We start from the raw sequence: 17,617 nt of genomic DNA, 5'->3' as shown, positions 1-17,617 counted from the left end.
TCCCCTCAGGTACGAGTTCTGCTGCGGCGTGGCGGGTCAGGGAGCGATTGCCGTCTCGGGTCTGCGGTTGGGTCGGACCAGGAAGGTCGCGCTGTAGACGGCGGTGGCGGCGGCCATGATGGCGAAGCTCGGCGGCAGGCTGGGTATCAGCGCACTGGCGGCAAGTCCCGCCCACATCTCCGCGACGGCGAGACCTGCGGACAGCGCCAGTCCCTGGAACGGACGGTCCGTCAGCCGGATGGCCGCTCCCGCCGGGGCGGCGAGCAGTCCGAGCAGCAGCAGCGAGCCGACCGCCTGGGTGGCCTCGCCTGCGCACGCCCCGACCAGAGCCAGGAAACCGAACCCCAAAACGCGGACCGGCACGCCTCGGGCTGCGGCCACCGCCTCGTCCACGGTCGCGAACAGCAGCGGGCGGGCGATGACCACAATCAGCGCGCTGATCGCGGCCGCGACCAGGACCGCGACCAGGGTCTGCCCGCCGTCCAGGCCGAAGATGGAGCCGAACAGCACGCTGGTCCCGGCACCGCCCATCGCGCCACTGCGCGAGGTGGTGTAGAGGGTGAGGAAGAACGAGCCCAGCCCCAGGATCCAGGCGAAGGCGCTGCCGATGACCACGTCGTCAGCGCGCCCCGCGCGGCCGATCCCTGCGAGCAGCAACCCGGCGCCGACGCAGCCCACGAACAGGCCCAGGCGCAGGTCGTAGCCGCCTGCGAGGGCCGCCATGGCGCCGGTGAAGGCGACATGGCTCAGCGCGTCGCCGGTGAAGACCTGGGCGCGCAGCACCAGGAAGTAGCCCACCAGGCCGGCTGCCAGGGCGATGAACGTCCCGGCGAGGACGGCGTGGTGGAAGAAGGTCTGCGACCAGGCCGAGACGGCAAGTTCGGTCATGCGGCACCTGCCTGCAGGAGGGACTCGCTGGAGCGGGCCCGCACACCCTGTAGTGCGCGGGCGGCGTGGGCCGCGAGAAAGGCGGCGAAGGCGAACGTGGTCACGAAGAAGCCGAGCGGATAGGGCCAGTAGAACGCGGCGACCAGACCCAGCCAGGTCACGGCGAAGCCGATCAGCACGCTCAGCGCCAGGCTCAGTCCCGGCCGGGCGGTTAGCTGCTGGGCAGTGGCGGCGGGCAGCACCATCAGCGCGAACACCAGCAGCGCACCGGTGATCTGCGCCGCCTCGGCGGTCGCCGCGCCCAGCAGCACCAGGAACAGTGTGGACAGCAGCCCCACCGGCACCCCGCGCCCGGCGGCGACCTGCGGATCGACCGAGGCGAACAGCAGCGGACGCCCGATCACGCCAAGGACCGCCAGGACGACCACGGCGGCGATGCCCAGGATCGCCACCTGTCCCGTCGTGATTCCGAGGAAGCTGCCGAACAGCAACGCCTGCGGGCCCTCCAGCAGACCCTTGTACAGGGCCATGAACAGGTAGCCGCAGGCCAGCAGGAACGCCTGGACCACGCCGGTCGCGGCGGACTCCCCCGCGCCGCCGGCCTGACCGTCGCGCCGCAGTGCGGCGATGGCCAGGGCGGCGGTGACGCAGAACCCGAAGTAGCCCAGGCTCAGGCTGATGCCGACCAGGGTGGCGAAGGCCGCACCGGGGAAGGCGACCACGGACAGGGTGTGCCCGGCGAAGGTCTGGCGGCGCAGCACCATGAACCATCCCACCGCTCCGGCGACCACGGCCACGATGGCTCCGGCGCGGAAGGCGTTGACCATGAACGGGAAGGACCACATCTGCTGGAAGTCCGCGAGGAGGTTCCAGGACCAGGAGGTGGAGGCGTCAGCCAGCAGCATGGTGGCCCCCGTGGGTGGAGGGGGCCTCGGGCTGGCCGACCACGACCAGGCGGCCGTCGCTGGTGCGCAGTACCTCGACCGGCGTGCCGTACAGGCGGGTCAGTGTCTCGGAGGTGATCACCTCGGCCGGGGTCCCGGCCACTGCCCCGCCTTCGGCGAGATACACCACCCGGTCCAGGTGGTGGAGTATCGGGTTGACGTCGTGGGCCACCATCACCACGGCCACGCCCTGCTGGTGGCAGATCCGTCCGATCAGGGCGGCGACCGCGCTCTGGTTGGGCAGGTCCAGGCTGTCCAACGGCTCGTCCAGCAGCAGCACCTCGGGGCGGCGCACCAGCGCCTGGGCGATCAGCAGCCGCTGCTGCTCACCGCCGGAGCACTGCCCGATCGGGCGGTGCGCGTAGGCGCTCGCGCCGACCAGGTCCACGACCTCCGCCACCCGCTCCCGGTCGCGGCGGCCACGTCCCGGCAGCGGTATACCCCAGTGGTCGCCGTCCAGGCCGAGGCGCACCACATCCAGGCCGCGGATCCGCAGGCCGGCGTCGAAGTTGCGCCGCTGGGGCAGGTAGCCGACGCGCTGGTTGACCTGGCCGGGACGCTCCCCCAGCACGCGGACCTCGCCCGCAGCCGCGGGAAGCACCCCGAGCAGCACCTTGACCATGGTGGACTTGCCCACCCCGTTGGGTCCCAGCACCGCGACGAACTCGCCGGCCTGGACCTGGAGGTCGACGCCCGACCACAGGGTCCGGCCGCCGACGCGCACCGCGGCGTCGCGCAGTTCCAGCACCGGCTGCGACGGCTCGGCCGTCTGCTGCGCGGGGGCGGTTGGTTTGGCCGGGGTTCCTGTGATCGGGTTCATCGGCGTTACTTCCCGGTGGCCTTGGCGAGGGCGGCTTCGATGCCCTGCAGTTCGCTGGTCTGCCACTGCTGGAACGTCGCACTGGCGGGGGCGAGGGTCTCGGTGACGGTGGCCACCGGGATGCCCTCGGACTTGGCCAGGTTCACCTGGGCGACCACGTCGGGGGTGGAGTTCTGGCTGTTGTAGACGTAGACCTTGATCTGCTTGGTCCTGATCTGCTGGTCGATGGTTGCCTTGTCGGCGGCGGTGGGGTCGGTGCCCTCGCTCATCGCGGACAGGAAGGTCACCGGCGTGAGCATCTTCAGGCCCAGACCGGCGGCGAGCGGGCTGACGATCGACTCCGAGGCGCCGATCGGGGTGCCCGCGTACTTCGCATTGATGTCGGCGATCAGCTGGTTGTAGGGGGCCAGCGTCTGCGTCTCGAAGGTGGTCTTCTGCTGGTCGAAGTAGGCGGCGTCGGCTGGATCTATCTTCTTGTAGTCGGCGGTGATCTGCTCGATGACCTGGTGCACGTTGTCCGGGGAGTACCAGCGGTGCGGGTTGCCGCCGGGCTGGATGCCGACCAGGTCGCCGACCTTGAGTTCGGTGCGCCCGCTGCCGGGGTTGGTGGCCAGCAGTTTGTCGGCCCAGGCGTCGTAGCCGATGCCGTTGACGATCGCGTACTGCGCGGTGGTCACCGTCCGCGCGTCGGCGGCGGTGGGCTCGTAGGAGTGCGGGTCGGTGTTCGGGTTGGTGATGATGCTGGTCACCTGGGTGTGGCTGCCGCCGAGTTGGGTGGCGATGCTGCCCCAGAAGTTCTCCGCCGCCACGACCTGGATCACCTTGCTGCTGCCGCTCACGCCGCTGGAGGCGTTGGCGGTGGATGCGGCAGGCGAGGTGGTGGAGCAGGCACTGGTGGCCGCGAGCGCCACAACGCCTGCGGCACCCAGCGAGATCCGGAGGGCTCTACGGCGGCGGGTGCGGGACGAGATGGCAGTCATGGCGCGAATCTCCTTGGGCAGGGCAGGTCTGCGGGATAAGCACCACGCTAGATGGAAACAGTTTTCATCACCACCTCGGATGACTTAGGGATGAAAACCATTACCAAACCTTGACCCGCCTGCCCCGCGCTACCGCCACCGCTGGCCTCCTCCTCCAGCTCGCCCTCACGGCTGCGTCGCCTGCGTACAGCCAGGACGGCTGCAGCCGGTGCGAGCGTCGCCCCGCCGAGCACCCAGACCAGTGGGTTCGTCCCGCCCCCGCCGCTGGGCGCCGCCTTGCTCGGCGCCGCGAGGCGCACCAGGGCATAGTCACCGAGTCCGGGCAGCGACGACTGGTTAGATGTCGTTGCCCACGCGCACGGCGCACACACTGTCCTGCACGATGTACGGAGACGCCAGCAGCAGACTGTCAGTGCGAGTAGACGGAGATGCAGTTCCGGCCGGCTGCCGTGAACGGTTCGCGCTGCCACCCGCTCCAACGCTCCTTGAGTCGCAGCCAGGCGATGCGGGGCATGAGGTCGAGCTCGCTCGGCCAGGCGTAGCGGCAGACAACACGGAAGACCCTGACGCCCTGCGCGGACAGGTGGATGTGGGTCTCGTCGAGCGTCTGGGCGACCGGGTCATGCCACCCGACGTCAAGCTCGCCCCGTCCCGCCTCGATCCGTTCGGCGTCCACGTACTGGTCGTCGTGGAGCCTGAGCCCCCCGTGGTTGGCTTGCGTAGACGGCCTGGGATCATCTCGTCATGTCCGCCGAAAGATCGTCTGATATCGCACGCTCGGTTGTCCCGCGCCTGCTCCGTGCCCTGGTGTCGATGACCGCATTTGGGGTCGCTCTATTGGGGGCGCCTGCGAATGCGCCTCGCACGGCCGGTGCACTTGGCGGAACGTACCTCGCCGCGGCAGTCGCTGCCTTGCTGGGCTCGCTCGCGGCGCTCGGCTTCGGACGTTGGTGCGGGGTGCCTGCGAAGCGGCTCTTCTGGGGACTTGGGCCCGCCTGGCGTACAACCGTCGGGCCGAAGTACGTCGTCGTCGTACGCCGGGTACCCCTGCCGATCCTTCAGGTAGGCGTCGGTGTCGACCAGCGTCCGGGATTGCGCCTCCGCAGGATTGTGTGGATCCTGCTGCAGGCCGTAGCCGGGGCCCTGGTCGCGGGCCTGCTGCTGCTCTGCCCTCGGCCGTTCGGAACCGCTGCGGGTCTTGCGACCATCGGGTTCACCGTGATCGCGGCGGGGGTGCAGGCGGTCACCGTGCTCCCTGGTAGTTCCGCGGATCGGACCCGGACGGCTGCTGCGGACGCGCCTGCGGCTCGGGCGGTGATGACACTGGTGGTTCAGGCCCAGGTCCACCAGGCCCGGGCGGCGTTGGACGATTGGACGGTGTCGGGCTCGGCAGAGGAGTCGGCTCGGCAACAGGCCGAGGTGCTTCTCCTGATGGCCGAGGGGCAGTACCGCCAAGCGGCAGCCCTGGCCGAGGTGCTGGTGGAGTCCGCCGACCTGCACAGCACCGTTCGTGCGGCGCTGCCGCACACTCAAGCCCGGGCGCTGGCATACGCGTTGGAGTCCGAGGGACCGGATCCCCTCGCCTCGGAACGCTTCTTTGCGCTGTACCTGCAGCTTCGCGACACGTCCGTGTACGAGATGGCGGGCAGCGACCTCAGAGCGCTCTACTTCCTGGCCAAGGGCGATGTCGACCAAGCGGTGCACGAGGCCCGTACAGCCGCACGGGTGGGCAGCGCTCCCCTGCGCCGCTGCATGACCCTGTGCACTCTGGCGCTCGCTCTCAACCGAGCCCAACGTCACGACGCGGCCCACAAGGCTCTCGCACGCGCGCGGAAGCTGGCCCCGGAGGTCACCCGAGTGGGCTTCGTCGAGCGCGTCCTGGAACTCGGCCGCGGAGCAACGCATCAGGAAACCGTCACGAGTTGACCGCCGGGCACCCTCGGCCGGCCCGGGTCGCCGGGCCGGTTGTGGGGTTGTGGCTACTGGCTGTAGGTCCACGTCGGCCGTACGGCGACCGCTACCCGGTCGGCGGCGTCCTTGGGGGTCACCGGGGTGCCGTCATAGCGCTCGGACAGGCGCTGGTAGAGCTTGGCCTCGGGGTCGGGGTCGATGTGGTCGACGACGCCGCGGATCTCGACGTAGCCGTACTTCTCCTCCGGGTCGAAGATCGCGATCGAGACCCGTGGTTCATGGGCGAAGTTCTTGTACTTCTGCCGGACGTTCGTGTGGGTGAACCAGAGGAACTCGCCGTCCCAGACGAACCACATCGGGTTCACCTGCGGAGCGCCGTCCGGCCGGACCGTGCCCAGGGTCACCAGGACCGGACGCTCCAACAGCCTGCGGACGCCCTCGGGGATCTCCACCATCGATGCCACTCCCATACTCAGTCCAGGAAACGGTAGGTGCGGTTGCGTCGTTCACAACCGCACCGCTCCACTGTTCATGCCCGCGGGGGCGGTTGGCGTCGTGCGTCGAGCCACTCGGCCGGGTTCCAGGCGACGGGCATCGCTCCGACGGGCTCAAAGGTGATGCCCGGGTCGTCGCTGTGGACCAGGCAGAGTACGCGTCTGCCGAACACCGCCGCGTTTCGGCTGCGGTCCGCCAGGATGTCGAGGACGATCTGGGCTTCACGGGGGCAGGCACGGGCGAAGTGGTCGTAGTGGGTGATGGCGAGGACAAAGCCGGTGCTGTCCGCCGGGACGCCGTATTCACCGTCGATGACGTCGCGCAGGCAGTCGTTGAGCGCGTCGAGATTGCGACCGTAGTAGTCCGGGAAGTCCAGGGCCGTGGCGATGTCCTGGTGCATCGCGTCAGTGGTGGTCCAGTTGGAGGCGTCCACTTCCACGACCGCGAATTGCTGCTCGCGAAGTCGCCCGGCCGTCCGGTCGAAGAGCTCCCGGCGCCAGTAGAGCGTGACGAAGGTGTTGGATGCCAGTTCCCGGTAGAGGCGCTCGGGGGACGCAGCGTTCGCGGCGTCGCCGTCGCCTTCGGGCCACGAGAACTCGGTCATGTCTCCGATCATGACACGGAGCGGAGGACGTTCGGGCAATTCCGCAGGCTCGGGCCCGCTAGATCTCGGCTCCCGGGCGCTCGAACTGGGCGCGGTACAGCTCCTCGTAGCGGCCGCCCGCAGCGAGCAGAACCTCGTGGGTACCGCGCTCCACGACCTCGCCGGCCTCGACGACCAGGATCTGGTCGGCGGCGCGGATGGTGGACAGGCGGTGGGCGATGACCACCGCGGTGCGGCCCTCCAGTGCCTCGGCGAGCGCCTCCTGGACGGCCGCCTCCGAGGTGGAGTCCAGGTGGGCGGTGGCTTCGTCCAGGATGACCACGCGCTGGCGGGCCAGCAGCAGGCGGGCGATGGTCAGGCGCTGGCGTTCGCCGCCGGAAAGGCGGTAACCGCGCTCCCCGACGACCGTGTCCAGGCCGTCGGGCAGCGAGGCGACCAGGCCGTCCAGACGGGAGCGGCGCAGCGCGTCCCACAGCTCGTCCTCGGTGGCGCCGGGCCTGGCCAGCAGGAGATTGGCGCGGACGGACTCGTGGAAGAGGTGGCCGTCCTGGGTGACCATGCCGATCGTGTCGCGGATCGAGTCCTGCGCGAGATCGCGTACGTCGACACCGCCCAGGCGTACGGCGCCCTCGTCCGTGTCGTACAGCCTCGGCAGCAGCTGCGCGATGGTGGACTTGCCGGCGCCGGAGGTGCCGACCAGCGCGACCGTCTCGCCGGGCTCGGCGCGGAAGGAGACGCCGTGCAGGACCTCGGTGCCGCCGCGGGTGTCCAGGCTCGCGACCTCTTCGAGGGAGGCGAGGGAGACCTTGTCGGCGGACGGGTAGCCGAAGCGGACCGCGTCGAACTCGACGGCGACCGGGCCCTCGGGGACCTTGCGGGCGTCCGGCTTCTCGTCGATGAGCGGCTTGAGGTCGAGCACCTCGAAGACCCGCTCGAAGCTGACGAGGGCGCTCATGGCCTCGACGCGGGCGCCTGCCAGGGAGGTCAGCGGCGCGTAGAGGCGGGTGAGCAGCAGCGCGAGCGTGACGACGGCGCCGGGCGCCAGCTCTCCGCGCAGTGCGTAGAAACCGCCGAGGCCGTAGACGAGCGCGAGCGCCAGGGCGGAGACCAGGGTCAGTGCCGTGATGAACACGGCCTGCGCCATGGCCGTACGAACGCCGATGTCACGCACCCGGCGGGCCCGCGCGGCGAACTCCGCGGACTCCTCGGCGGGCCGGCCGAAGAGCTTGACCAGGGTCGCGCCGGGCGCGGAGAAGCGCTCGGTCATCCGGGTGCCCATGGCCGCGTTGTGCTCGGCGGCCTCGCGCTGAAGGCGTGCCATGCGGGTGCCCGTGCGGCGGGCGGGGATGACGAACACGGGGCGCAGCACCAGTGCGAGCAGGGTGATCTGCCAGGAGATGGTGAGCATCACGGCCAGGGTCAGCAGCAGCGTCACGACGTTGCTGACGACACCGGAGAGCGTGTTGCTGAAGGCGCGCTGCGCGCCGATGACGTCATTGTTGAGGCGGCTGACCAGCGCGCCGGTCCGGGTGCGGGTGAAGAAGGCGACCGGCATGCGCTGCACGTGGTCGAAGACGGCGGTCCGAAGGTCGAGGATCAGCCCCTCGCCGAGGCTCGCCGACAGCCAGCGGTTGAGAAGCCCGAGGGCGGCGTCCGCGAGTGCGATCACGGCGATGAGGAGTGCGAGACGGACAACGGTGCCGCTGTCCTTGCCGCGCACGATCGCGTCGACGACCCGGCCGGCGAGGACCGGGGTGGCGACGGCGATGAGTGCGGTCGCGATGCTGAGCACCAGGAACTGGAGGATCTGTCGTCGGTGCGGACGGGCGAAGGCCGCGATGCGCTTCGCGGTGGCCCTGGTGAGGGGACGGCGCTCCTGCTGCGCGTTCATCACGCTGTGCAACTGCATCCAGGCTGTGGATTCCATGCTCATGGAAGAGACTATCCCTCAGCCTCGCGGCAGCGTGCGGGGGAACCCGAAGCGGGCGAGGACTCCCAGGTCTCCGAAGCGGGTGAGCCGGCGGATCCGGTCGCCCTGCAGCGTGATCACGATGAGACCGCCGGCCCGCCGGATCGGCGCGCTGGGGTCGGGGAGGTAGAGGACGAGAGCAGGCTGGCCGTTGGCCCGGGTGGGGAGGAAGGTGAGGTCCTGGCCCACGTGGTCCAGGAGGAATCCGGCGATCGCCCGGGGTCCCCGGTGTTCGGCGGGTTCGGGCGGCATGGTGAGCCTGGCGTCGTCGGTCAGCAGGGCCACCAGCTCGTCCAGGTCGAAGCGCTCGAACGCGTTGACGAACCGGTCGACGACAGCGGCCTCGGCCGGGGACTTGGGAACCGGCACGTCGTGCGGGTCCCGGTCGGGGCGGAGGCCGGCCCGGGCCCGGACGAGCGCGCTGTTGACGGCGGTCTGAGTGGTGCCGAGGATGTCCGCGGCCTCGGCCGCGGGGAAGCCGAGCACGTCCCGGAGTACCAGGACCGCCCGCTGCTGGGGTGGCAGGTGCTGCAGGCCCGCCACGAACGACAGGGCGATCGACTCCCGTGCGTCGTACCGGGCTTCGGGGCCGGGGGCCAGGTCGTCCAGGTCATCCGGGTAGGGCTCGAGCCACCACGGCTCGTCGAACCGGCCCGGCCCGGCCCGCCCCTCGCCCTGGTCGGGGCGGCCGACCGGCTGCGGGCGGCGGGACTCGCCGCGCAGGTAGTTGAGGCAGCGGTTGGTGGCGATCCGGTACAGCCACGCCCGCAGCGACCGGCCGTCGAACCGGCCGATCGAACGCCATGCGGCCAGCAGAGCCTCCTGAAGCACGTCCTCGGCGTCCTGGACCGATCCGAGGATCCGGTAGCAGTGCGCCTGCAGCTCGCGGCGGTGCGGATCGATGAGCGCGCGGAAGGCCTCACCGTCGCCGGCCTGGGCACGGGCGAGGGTCGCCTCGGTCACTGGGGCACCTGTCCTCTCTCGAAAACGCCTCCTGACAGTGCAACACCGACAGCGGCACGGATTCATCGGCGAATCGCCGGGACGGCCGGTGCTTCAACCGGTGAGGACCTGACCAGTCAAGACCGGAGGCACACATGACCTCAGTAGAACCCAGGAGCGACATCGGCGGCGGGGAGGCCGCGGCACCCGGCGAAGCGCGCCGGTGGCGGGCGTTCTCGCTGCTTGCCGTGGCGTACTTCATGACGGCGGTCGATCTGCTGATCGTCAACGTCGCGCTGCCGACGATCGGCACCAAGCTGCGTTTCGCCGAGTCGGACCTGCAGTGGGTGGTGACCGCGTACGCGCTCACCTTCGGCGGGTTCCTGCTGCTCGGCGGCCGGGCCGCCGACCTGCTCGGCCGCAGGCGCATGTTCATGTCCGGGCTGGCGCTGTTCACCGCGGCCTCGCTCGCCTGCGCGCTGGCCACCAGCAGCACGTTCCTGATCGTCATGCGCGGCGTCCAGGGCCTGGGCGCCGCCGCGGTGCTGCCCGCCGCGCTGTCGATCGTGCTGAACATGTTCCCCGAGGGCGCCGAGCGCAACAAGGCGCTCGGGCTCTGGGGCGCCATCGGCGCCAGCGGGGCGACCGTCGGCGTGCTGGCGGGCGGCGCCCTCACCCGGTACGCGGGCTGGCCGTACATCTTCTACCTGAACGTCGCCGTCGGCGGGGCCGCGCTGCTGCTGGCCCGGCGGCTGGTGCCGGAAAGCAGACTGCAGGACGCCCGCCGCCGCTACGACCCGCTCGGCGCCCTCACCGTGACCGGCGCCTTGGTGATGGTGGTCTACGCGATCTCGCAGGCGCCGGCCGTCGGGTGGACCGCCGCCCGGACCCTGGCCCTGCTCGCGTCGTCGGCGGCCCTGCTGGCCGCGTTCGTGGTCGTCGAGGCCAGGTCGGAGGCACCGCTGCTGCCGCTGCGGCTGTTCCGGCTGAAGACCCTAGCCGGGTCCAACGCGGTCGGCTTCCTGCTCGGGGCCGGCTTCTACGGCTACATCTTCATCGGCACCCTGTACATGCAGCAGGTCCTCGGGTACTCCGCGATGAAGACCGGCCTCGCCTGGCTGGCCGTCGGCCTGACCGGGGTGGTGCTGGCCGGGCCGGCGCAGCTGCTCGTCACCCGCACCTCGGTCAGGCTGGTGACGGCCGCCGGGATGACCCTGACCGGCGCCGGAATCCTGTGGGCGACCCAGCTGCCCTCCCACGGGAGCTTCTGGGCCGACCTGGCCGGCCCCTTCTTCCTCACCGGCACCGTCACCTGGGTGTTCATCCCGGTGTCGATCGGAGCCCTGGTCGGCGTCACCGAGCGCGACGCGGGAATCGCCTCCGGACTCATCGACTCGTCCCAGCAGCTCGGCGGAGCGATCGGGATAGCCGTCGCCTCAACCGTGGCGGCCGCACGCTCCCGCGCCCTGCTCGGCCAGGGCCACACCCTCACGGACGCGCTCACCGGCGGATTCCACTGGGCGTTCTGGGTCTGCGGCCTCATCGGCCTGACCGCTGTCCCCGTCGCCCTCCTCCTCGTCCGCCGCACCGAACCCACCGAACCCGCCGAGGCCGCCGTACAAGGGAAAGCACCAGCAACCTCAACGAGGGCGTCAGCAACGGCTTCCCCGGCGACCAGGACGCCCACGTCACCGGACCGGCACTGATCGTCCCGACCCGAAACACCAGCGACGTCCACGGAGTCACCGCGTTCGACCGCACCACCGGCGCCCGACTGTGGACGTACACCGGCGACAGCCGCACTGGTGCCACGCTCGTCGATGCGAGTGGCGACGGCCGGCTGTACGCGGTCTCTGCGAGCAGTCCCGCCGGCGTTCCCTACCTTGTGCGGCTCGACCCGGCCACCGGTTACTCGACCCCGCTCCACCCGCTGCCCAGCGGCACGGACAACTGGACCTCGTTCCTGGGCACCGTCTACGCCCTCCCCGGCGGGGGCATCGTGCAAGTGAGTGCGCTCAACGACGCCACTGCCGTCATCGCGTACAGATAGGCGCAGCGAGGCGCGTGCACAGGCGGCCGCCGTCCTGCGGCGCCACCAGCTTTCATATCCACCCAGCCTGCCTCACAGATCATTCTCATAATTGTCAACAATATTGAACTCAATCGCCGTTCGTTCTACGGTCGTTACATCAGGCGCACCGTCTGCCACATCCGTTGGGTCCCCGACGCAGCGGATGTGCCGGGCTGTGCCCAAAGCCCCTATGCACTAGGAGGTCCACGGGTGGACGTCACTCGCAGGAACGTCATCCACGGCGCAGGTGCCGCGGCATTGGCCGCGCTCGGAATCGCCCAGGGAACCGGGACGGCCTTCGCCAGCACCACGTCGTCACAGAGCAGTTCGACCACAAGCACGACCGCGAAGTACTCCCTGGAGTTCGACTCCACCGCCTGGTCCTACGACTCGACCAACGACGTCTACTACCAGATCGGGACGGTGTACGCCGCAAACCCGGCCGACACGAACTACGAGACCCTGTCGGTCTACGTGCCGGGCGCCTATCTGACGGCGACCAAGAACAGCGACGGAACCACGTACACCGCGACGGTCAACCAGAAGGGCGCCGTCGGCCAGTACACGGCGCGCACCGCGCCGATCGTGATACCCGTCAACACCCCCGGCTACTCCGCGCAGTCCCCGGCCACGTCCTACAACTACTCGGCCGTGTCGCAGTACCTGGCGGCCGGGCTGGTCTACGTGTGGCCGGGCATGCGCGGCACGTCCAGCTCGACCAGCACGCTGACCGGCGACGCCCCCTGGGGCGTGACCGACCTCAAGGCCTCGGTCCGGTACCTGCGGTACAACCGGAAGGCGCTGCCCGGCAGCACGGACCGCATCGCCCTGTTCGGCATGAGCGGCGGCGGCGCCCAGGACACCGTGGCCGGCGCGTCCGGCGACAGCGCCCTGTACCTCCCGTACCTGCGCTCCATCGGCGCGGCGATGGAGGACGCCAACGGCCGGCCGCTCAGCGACGCCGTGGCCGGCGTCATGGCCTGGTGCCCGATCACCAGCCTGCACGAGGCCAACCTGTCCTACGAGTGGAACATGGGCCAGTTCGCCTCGACCGGGACGCGCGCGTCCAGCACCTGGACCAGCGCCTATTCGACGGACCTCGCACACGCCTGGGCCGCGTACCTCAACCGCCTGGGCCTGCGCGACGGGCACGGCAGGCGGCTGGAGCTGACCGCGTCCAGCAGCGGTGTCTACCAGGCCGGCAGCTACTACGACCACCTGATCTCGGTGATCACCACCTCGCTGAACGAGTTCCTCGGCTACACCACGTTCCCGTACACCTACACCACCCAGGGCGGCCCGCCCGGATCGGGCTCGACGGGTTCCTCGACCACGTACGCGACGGTCGCCGACTACTTCACCTACCTCAACACCGACAGCACCTGGGCCGTCTACGACTCCACGACCAACACCGCCAAGGTGCTGAGCCTCGAAGGCTTCGTCAAGAGCCAGAAGAACGCGAGCAAGCCGGTCGGCGCGTTCGACGGGTACTCGCGCGGGCAGACCGAGAACGGCGTCTTCGGGCAGGGGCTCAGCCAGCCGAAGCACTTCGCTCCGCTGACCCGCGACGTCATCGCGGCGAACCAGGCGAAGTACGCCGCGTACTCCGACTGGGACTCCTCCTACGGCGCCGCCGCGTACGACAGCGACTTCGCCGAGCGCGACAACGCCGGCAAGGACACGGCCTGGCGGGTCGACGCCTACAACCCGCTGTACTACCTGTCCCCGGCCTTCGACGGCTACCGGCAGTCGCAGGTGGCCCAGCACTGGCGCATCCGCACCGGCATCATGCAGGGCGACACCGCCAGCACCACCGAGCTCAACGTTTCACTGGCGCTGCAGGAATACGGCGTCCGCAGCGTCGACTTCGCCACCGTGTGGGCCATGGCCCACACCGAGGCCGAGTACGCCAACGGCGACCCCGCGACGAACTTCATCGACTGGGTGGAGTCCGTCATCGGAAAATGACCACCTGACGGCGTGCTGGTGGCCGACAGCCTCTCCGCTGTCGGCCACCTGGTCCTCTGCTCGGGCTCCTGCAGCATCCCTGGCCTCTCCCTCGGGAGCCGGGTAGCGTCGCCCGACATGGAGACCGAACCGCCGCGCAAGGTCCCGGAACTGTCCGCCAATATGCCCCTGCTGAACTTCCTCCGCCCGCTCGCCCGTCCGCCGAGCGGCCCCGGAGACTTCGCCCTGGGCGAATGGCAACTGCACACCCATCCCGACCTGGAGGGGCGACTCGCCGACCTGACCCCCAGGGAACGGTTGCACTCCCCCACCCTGACCACCCGGACGATCCGGGCCCACCAGGAGCAGCTGCACTGCGCCTACGGCGTTCCCGTGCTCTGCTACGAGGGCATCGCGGTAGCCGTCGCCATGGGCACGCACACCCTGCTGGTACGGCTGCCCGCCCTGCCGGAGAACCTGAAGCCCGGGGAGCCGGTCCCTCCGCTGACCGATCGTGACTGGCAGTCAGTAGACCCCTGGCAGGGCCACTTGATCACTGCCGAGGGCAACCGCAGACTGACCGGACTGCTGCGCGGCGCGATCGCCGCAGCCCGGGCGTCCCTCCGCTAGGCAATGTCTCGACCGGGCATGCCCGGGACCCTGGACGCAGACGTCGCGGCATGGAACCGAGCAGACGGGGAGCTCGCCCACCCGTCGAACTCGTCCTCCCGGTCGTCCCGTTCGCGGTCGTCATCAGTTGGACAGCATGCGCAGCATGCCGGCGTACTCACCGCGGGCCTCGGCGAATCGCAGCGGTTCGACCGCCTCGACGAGGATCTCACCCGGGTGCTCGCCGGAGCCGAGGATCTCCATGACCTCGTCGAGGAAGGCATCGAGGGGCATGGCGGTCTGCGAGTCCTCCTGTCCCATCAGGGCGGTGCGCACCGCCGGCGGCACCAGTTCCAGGACTTCGATGTTCGTGTCCGCGAGTTGGACGCGCAGGCTCTCGGTGAAGGAGTGGATGACGGCCTTGGCGGCGTTGTAGGTCGGGGCGATCGGCAGGGGGACGAATGCCAGCCCGGAGGACACCGTCATGATGGTCGCATGCGGCCGGCTGGCGAGGTGTTCGGTCAGAGCGGCCACAAGGCGGATGGGGCCGAGGAGGTTGGTCGCCACCGTCGCTTCTGCCGTGGCAAGGAAGCCAGCACTGTGGAGGTCCTCCGGCAACATGATGCCGGCCATCGCGACCAGGACGTTGAGGTCGGGAAAGCGTTGCAGCAGTTGCGCGGTGACGTCCTGGACGGCGACCGGGTCGGTGACGTCGAGCACGACGGACTCGACGCCGGGGTTCTCCCGGACGATCTGCGTCAGCCTGTCCTCGCGACGCCCGGAAATGATGACCCGGTTGCCCGCCGCGTGCAGCCGCAGCGCGAGGCCGAGGCCGATGCCGGAGGTCGCTCCGGCGACGAAGACGGTGTTGCCTGTGGCGTTCAAAGGATTCTCCGACCGTGGTTGCTGACGAGGGGGCAGCGGAGCAGACGTCGCACGTGAGGCACTCGGACGGGCCGCCCTTGCGGGTGATGCGCGGCCGGCAGCGCCGGGCATCACCCGCCGGACGAGCGGGTCAGTGCTTGTTGACGGCCGAGGCCCAGTCGAAGTCCACGCCCATGTCGTGGTACATCTTCGAGTACCCGACGAAGCAGTTGAACTTCTCGACCTTGCCGTTCTTCAGGTACCAGAAGTCGGCGGTCGGCGCGTCGACCTTCTGTCCGTTCCCCTTGACGAAGCCGCCTGTCGGCGCCGCGAGTTGCCCGTCGAACGTGCCCTGGATCGACAGCTCGATGCTGATCACGTCGCCCTCCACGGTGATCCGCTTGAGGTCACGGTGAACATTGGAGAAGAGGCTCTTCATGTAGGGCAGAACGTTGCCGAGCGCCGTCCCCCGGTAGGCCTGGCCGGCGACCATGTCGTTGAAGACGCCGTCCTTGGCGAAGCTGTTGACGAACGTCGGGACGTCGATGTGGCTGCCCTCCGCCACGTAGTAGTCGCGCAGGACGACCGCGAGGTTGGCCTTCTCCTGCTTGGTCAGGTGGCGGTCGGTGAGCGGCAGGTTCGCGAGTTGGAGTGCGGTCAGGGTCGGGGCGGCCGTGTCGCCGGGGACCGCTGCCCCGGTGTGGGCGGGGCTTGCGGCCTGTGACGGCACCGCGGCGATGGCAAGACCGCTGAAGACAGCCACCGCGGTCGCGGCGGTGATCGACTTCCGGCTGAGCAGCTTCATGTCGTGTTCCTCCAGGTTGGTGCTCAGGATTCAAGATCCGTCGCAACGATCTCTGTCGCGCCCTTAGTCATTCAAACGCTCGCTTAACTTTATGAACGGCCATGCGGACTGTCAAGCCACTGTTTGAATTCTTTGATCGCACGGTCGCACGGTCGCGGGGGCGACTGTTGACAGTTTACTCAATCATCTGCTTGAATACATTGCATGATGCGAGTGGAGAAGGCGGACCTGCGCCGGGAGGCCGGTCAGCGCACCCGGGACGGCCTCCAGACGGCCGCCCTGGAGGTGATCGCGCAACGAGGCCAGGAGGGCGTCACGCTCCGCGAGATCACAGATCGCGCCGGAGCCAACGTCGCCGCGGTGAGTTACCACTTCGGGTCGCTGAAGAAGCTGTGCGACGCGGCGATCGAGCACGCGCTGGAACGGTATCTCGACGACAAGATCCTGGAACTCGATTCCCTCGCCTCCACCGCGACACTCCATGAGGTGGCGCTGGCGTTCGCCCGGCCGATGATGCGCGCGCTGGCGGCCGGAGGGCAGGACCTGGCCGTGATGCGGACGGTGGCGCGCGTCGGTATCGATCCGCCCCAGGGGTGGGACCGGTTGGACGGCAAGTTCGACCGGAGTCGCCGGGGAGTCGTCCGGGTGCTGGCACCGAACCTTCCCGGAGTCGACGAGGATGAACTGATCTTCCGTACCCGATGCGCGGCCGGCCTGCTGAACTGGCTCGCGCTGGCGCCCATCGGCACCGAGCTCGCCGCCATGTCCGCCGAGGAGATCGAACGGCAGCTGGTCCCCGTGGTGGCCGGGGCGTTCCGTGGGGACTCCCCCACCAGCCGCTGACCCGGTTCGCGCGTGTCAGCTCCAAACGAGCACGGACCATCATCGGATCTCCAGCACGTACTCGCCGAGCAACTGCACGACACACGGCACCACCCACGGCTCGCGCCCGATGATCTGCCGCAGATGGCGTTACCGGACCCAGCCGTCGTGGTGGTGGGTGTACAGACCCCGCCGTTCAGGAGCGGGTGAAGACCAGCAGGTATTCCATGGTTCCGGTGTTCCCGGTGGTGACGAAGGAGCCGAAGCTGGGATTGGCTATGCCCCAGGTCGCGAAGGTGATCTGGATGCTGCCGACAGCCTCGATGCCGGAGGCGGTACGGGTGGCAGTGAGGTTGAGGGTCACCGGGTGCGTCTGCCCGTGCATGGTCAGATCGCCCTCGGCGCTGTACTTCTGCTGTGTGCCGACGGCCGGGATCGGGGCCAGGGCGACCGGCTTGCTGAGGGTGAAGGTCGCGTAGGGGTAGGTCGTGGTGTTCATGATGCGGCCGTTGAACTGGGCGTCGCGCTGGGTCTTGTCGCTCGTCACGGTGCGCAGGTCGACCTTGACACTGGTCGCGGTGAGGGTGCTCCCGGAGATGGTGAGGCTGCCGGTGACGGTCGAAGTGCGGCCGACGGCGGTGGTCGACTGGCCGAGCAGCACCTCGCTGACCCGGTAACCGGCCTGCGAGCCGCTGCCGACCGTGTACGTGCCGGCGACGGAGGAGGAGGCGCCGGCTGACGTCGTACCCGTGCTGGCCTTGCTGGTCGCGGCGGGCAACGCGAGCGCGGCCGGCGAACTGCCGGAGAAGAAGTGGATGTAGGCGAAGGGAATGCCGACGGCGAGGACGACGATCGCGGCGATCCCTGCGATCAGCAAGCGCTTCCAGTGACGGGGCGTACGAAGAGCAGCCATGGGAGTCCGGCCTTTCGATTGGAAACGAATCTC

The 17,617-nt window shown here is 69.5% G+C and carries 18 protein-coding genes; 6 read left to right on the top strand and 12 right to left on the bottom strand.

Going from position 1 to position 17,617, the window contains the following annotated elements:
- Nucleotides 1-36: 36 nt before the first annotated feature.
- From ABH941_RS00415 to ABH941_RS00395, 5 genes are all read right to left on the bottom strand, one after another.
- Nucleotides 37-888, bottom strand: a complete 852-nt coding sequence (locus ABH941_RS00415) for a metal ABC transporter permease (RefSeq protein WP_370126473.1) — start codon at nucleotides 886-888, stop codon at nucleotides 37-39.
- Nucleotides 885-1,793, bottom strand: coding sequence for a metal ABC transporter permease (locus ABH941_RS00410; protein ID WP_370126472.1), 909 nt, complete (start codon nucleotides 1,791-1,793; stop codon nucleotides 885-887). Before ABH941_RS00410 ends, ABH941_RS00415 begins: the two co-directional genes overlap by 4 nt.
- A complete protein-coding gene (locus ABH941_RS00405; RefSeq protein ID WP_370126471.1) occupies nucleotides 1,780-2,652 on the bottom strand; it encodes a metal ABC transporter ATP-binding protein in 873 nt (290 codons plus the stop codon). Before ABH941_RS00405 ends, ABH941_RS00410 begins: the two co-directional genes overlap by 14 nt.
- Before the next feature lie 5 nt (nucleotides 2,653-2,657).
- Nucleotides 2,658-3,632 carry a metal ABC transporter solute-binding protein, Zn/Mn family gene (locus tag ABH941_RS00400; RefSeq protein WP_370126470.1) on the bottom strand — a complete coding sequence of 325 codons (975 nt, stop codon included), beginning with the start codon at nucleotides 3,630-3,632 and terminating at the stop codon, nucleotides 2,658-2,660.
- 409 nt (nucleotides 3,633-4,041) lie between these two features.
- A complete protein-coding gene (locus ABH941_RS00395) occupies nucleotides 4,042-4,308 on the bottom strand; it encodes a hypothetical protein (RefSeq protein ID WP_370126469.1) in 267 nt (88 codons plus the stop codon).
- Between the two features lie 68 nt (nucleotides 4,309-4,376).
- Here ABH941_RS00395 and ABH941_RS00390 point away from each other — a divergent pair, with 68 nt between their 5' ends.
- Nucleotides 4,377-5,558 (top strand): hypothetical protein, encoded by a 1,182-nt coding sequence (locus ABH941_RS00390; protein WP_370126468.1) that lies wholly within the window; start codon nucleotides 4,377-4,379, stop codon nucleotides 5,556-5,558.
- 53 nt (nucleotides 5,559-5,611) lie between these two features.
- Here the strand turns inward: ABH941_RS00390 and ABH941_RS00385 are convergent, their stop codons facing one another.
- The 4 genes from ABH941_RS00385 to ABH941_RS00370 form a co-directional block, all read right to left on the bottom strand.
- Nucleotides 5,612-5,998 (bottom strand): PPOX class F420-dependent oxidoreductase, encoded by a 387-nt coding sequence (locus tag ABH941_RS00385; RefSeq protein WP_370126467.1) that lies wholly within the window; start codon nucleotides 5,996-5,998, stop codon nucleotides 5,612-5,614.
- Between the two features lie 74 nt (nucleotides 5,999-6,072).
- Complete coding sequence (locus tag ABH941_RS00380; RefSeq protein ID WP_370126466.1) at nucleotides 6,073-6,642, bottom strand: barstar family protein; 570 nt, start codon at nucleotides 6,640-6,642, stop codon at nucleotides 6,073-6,075.
- A gap of 58 nt (nucleotides 6,643-6,700) precedes the next feature.
- Nucleotides 6,701-8,575, bottom strand: a complete 1,875-nt coding sequence (locus ABH941_RS00375; protein WP_370126465.1) for an ABC transporter ATP-binding protein — start codon at nucleotides 8,573-8,575, stop codon at nucleotides 6,701-6,703.
- Between the two features lie 15 nt (nucleotides 8,576-8,590).
- Nucleotides 8,591-9,574, bottom strand: a complete 984-nt coding sequence (locus tag ABH941_RS00370; protein WP_370126464.1) for a sigma-70 family RNA polymerase sigma factor — start codon at nucleotides 9,572-9,574, stop codon at nucleotides 8,591-8,593.
- A 134-nt stretch (nucleotides 9,575-9,708) separates the two neighbouring features.
- Here ABH941_RS00370 and ABH941_RS00365 point away from each other — a divergent pair, with 134 nt between their 5' ends.
- The 4 genes from ABH941_RS00365 (at nucleotide 9,709) to ABH941_RS00350 (ending at nucleotide 14,201) form a co-directional block, all read left to right on the top strand.
- Nucleotides 9,709-11,259: an MFS transporter gene (locus ABH941_RS00365; protein WP_370126463.1), complete on the top strand. Its 1,551-nt coding sequence runs from the start codon at nucleotides 9,709-9,711 to the stop codon at nucleotides 11,257-11,259.
- Nucleotides 11,260-11,438: 179 nt separating this feature from the next.
- Nucleotides 11,439-11,603, top strand: coding sequence for a hypothetical protein (locus tag ABH941_RS00360; RefSeq protein ID WP_370126462.1), 165 nt, complete (start codon nucleotides 11,439-11,441; stop codon nucleotides 11,601-11,603).
- 231 nt (nucleotides 11,604-11,834) lie between these two features.
- A complete protein-coding gene (locus tag ABH941_RS00355; RefSeq protein WP_370126461.1) occupies nucleotides 11,835-13,592 on the top strand; it encodes an esterase in 1,758 nt (585 codons plus the stop codon).
- A 117-nt stretch (nucleotides 13,593-13,709) separates the two neighbouring features.
- A complete protein-coding gene (locus tag ABH941_RS00350) occupies nucleotides 13,710-14,201 on the top strand; it encodes a hypothetical protein (RefSeq protein WP_370126460.1) in 492 nt (163 codons plus the stop codon).
- Nucleotides 14,202-14,324: 123 nt separating this feature from the next.
- Here the strand turns inward: ABH941_RS00350 and ABH941_RS00345 are convergent, their stop codons facing one another.
- Together ABH941_RS00345 and ABH941_RS00340 are read right to left on the bottom strand one after the other, a co-directional pair.
- Entirely contained in the window at nucleotides 14,325-15,065 is a 741-nt protein-coding gene (locus ABH941_RS00345; protein WP_370126459.1) for an SDR family oxidoreductase, read from the bottom strand.
- Nucleotides 15,066-15,195: 130 nt separating this feature from the next.
- On the bottom strand, nucleotides 15,196-15,849 hold the full coding sequence (locus ABH941_RS00340; protein ID WP_370126458.1) for a nuclear transport factor 2 family protein: 654 nt from the start codon (nucleotides 15,847-15,849) through the stop codon (nucleotides 15,196-15,198).
- Nucleotides 15,850-16,053: 204 nt separating this feature from the next.
- Between ABH941_RS00340 and ABH941_RS00335 the strand changes: the two genes are divergently transcribed.
- Nucleotides 16,054-16,692: a TetR/AcrR family transcriptional regulator gene (locus ABH941_RS00335; RefSeq protein WP_370126457.1), complete on the top strand. Its 639-nt coding sequence runs from the start codon at nucleotides 16,054-16,056 to the stop codon at nucleotides 16,690-16,692.
- 175 nt (nucleotides 16,693-16,867) lie between these two features.
- Here ABH941_RS00335 and ABH941_RS00330 read toward each other — a convergent pair whose 3' ends face one another.
- Complete coding sequence (locus tag ABH941_RS00330) at nucleotides 16,868-17,584, bottom strand: YceI family protein (protein WP_370126456.1); 717 nt, start codon at nucleotides 17,582-17,584, stop codon at nucleotides 16,868-16,870.
- Between the last annotated feature and the right edge of the window lie 33 nt (nucleotides 17,585-17,617).

The sequence above is a fragment of the Streptacidiphilus sp. EB103A genome (genome assembly GCF_041261405.1).
Taxonomy (GTDB): Bacteria; Actinomycetota; Actinomycetes; order Streptomycetales; family Streptomycetaceae; genus Streptacidiphilus.
This window is presented reverse-complemented; position numbering and strand designations above follow the sequence as displayed.

Coding starts and splice junctions, on each gene's coding strand:
- ABH941_RS00415 (WP_370126473.1), bottom strand. CDS start 888: ATGACCGAACTTGCCGTCTCGGCCTGGTCGCAGACCTTCTTCCACCAC.
- ABH941_RS00410 (WP_370126472.1), bottom strand. CDS start 1,793: ATGCTGCTGGCTGACGCCTCCACCTCCTGGTCCTGGAACCTCCTCGCG.
- ABH941_RS00405 (WP_370126471.1), bottom strand. CDS start 2,652: ATGAACCCGATCACAGGAACCCCGGCCAAACCAACCGCCCCCGCGCAG.
- ABH941_RS00400 (WP_370126470.1), bottom strand. CDS start 3,632: ATGACTGCCATCTCGTCCCGCACCCGCCGCCGTAGAGCCCTCCGGATC.
- ABH941_RS00390 (WP_370126468.1), top strand. CDS start 4,377: ATGTCCGCCGAAAGATCGTCTGATATCGCACGCTCGGTTGTCCCGCGC.
- ABH941_RS00385 (WP_370126467.1), bottom strand. CDS start 5,998: ATGGTGGAGATCCCCGAGGGCGTCCGCAGGCTGTTGGAGCGTCCGGTC.
- ABH941_RS00380 (WP_370126466.1), bottom strand. CDS start 6,642: ATGACCGAGTTCTCGTGGCCCGAAGGCGACGGCGACGCCGCGAACGCT.
- ABH941_RS00375 (WP_370126465.1), bottom strand. CDS start 8,575: ATGAGCATGGAATCCACAGCCTGGATGCAGTTGCACAGCGTGATGAAC.
- ABH941_RS00365 (WP_370126463.1), top strand. CDS start 9,709: ATGACCTCAGTAGAACCCAGGAGCGACATCGGCGGCGGGGAGGCCGCG.
- ABH941_RS00350 (WP_370126460.1), top strand. CDS start 13,710: ATGGAGACCGAACCGCCGCGCAAGGTCCCGGAACTGTCCGCCAATATG.
- ABH941_RS00340 (WP_370126458.1), bottom strand. CDS start 15,849: ATGAAGCTGCTCAGCCGGAAGTCGATCACCGCCGCGACCGCGGTGGCT.
- ABH941_RS00335 (WP_370126457.1), top strand. CDS start 16,054: ATGATGCGAGTGGAGAAGGCGGACCTGCGCCGGGAGGCCGGTCAGCGC.
- ABH941_RS00330 (WP_370126456.1), bottom strand. CDS start 17,584: ATGGCTGCTCTTCGTACGCCCCGTCACTGGAAGCGCTTGCTGATCGCA.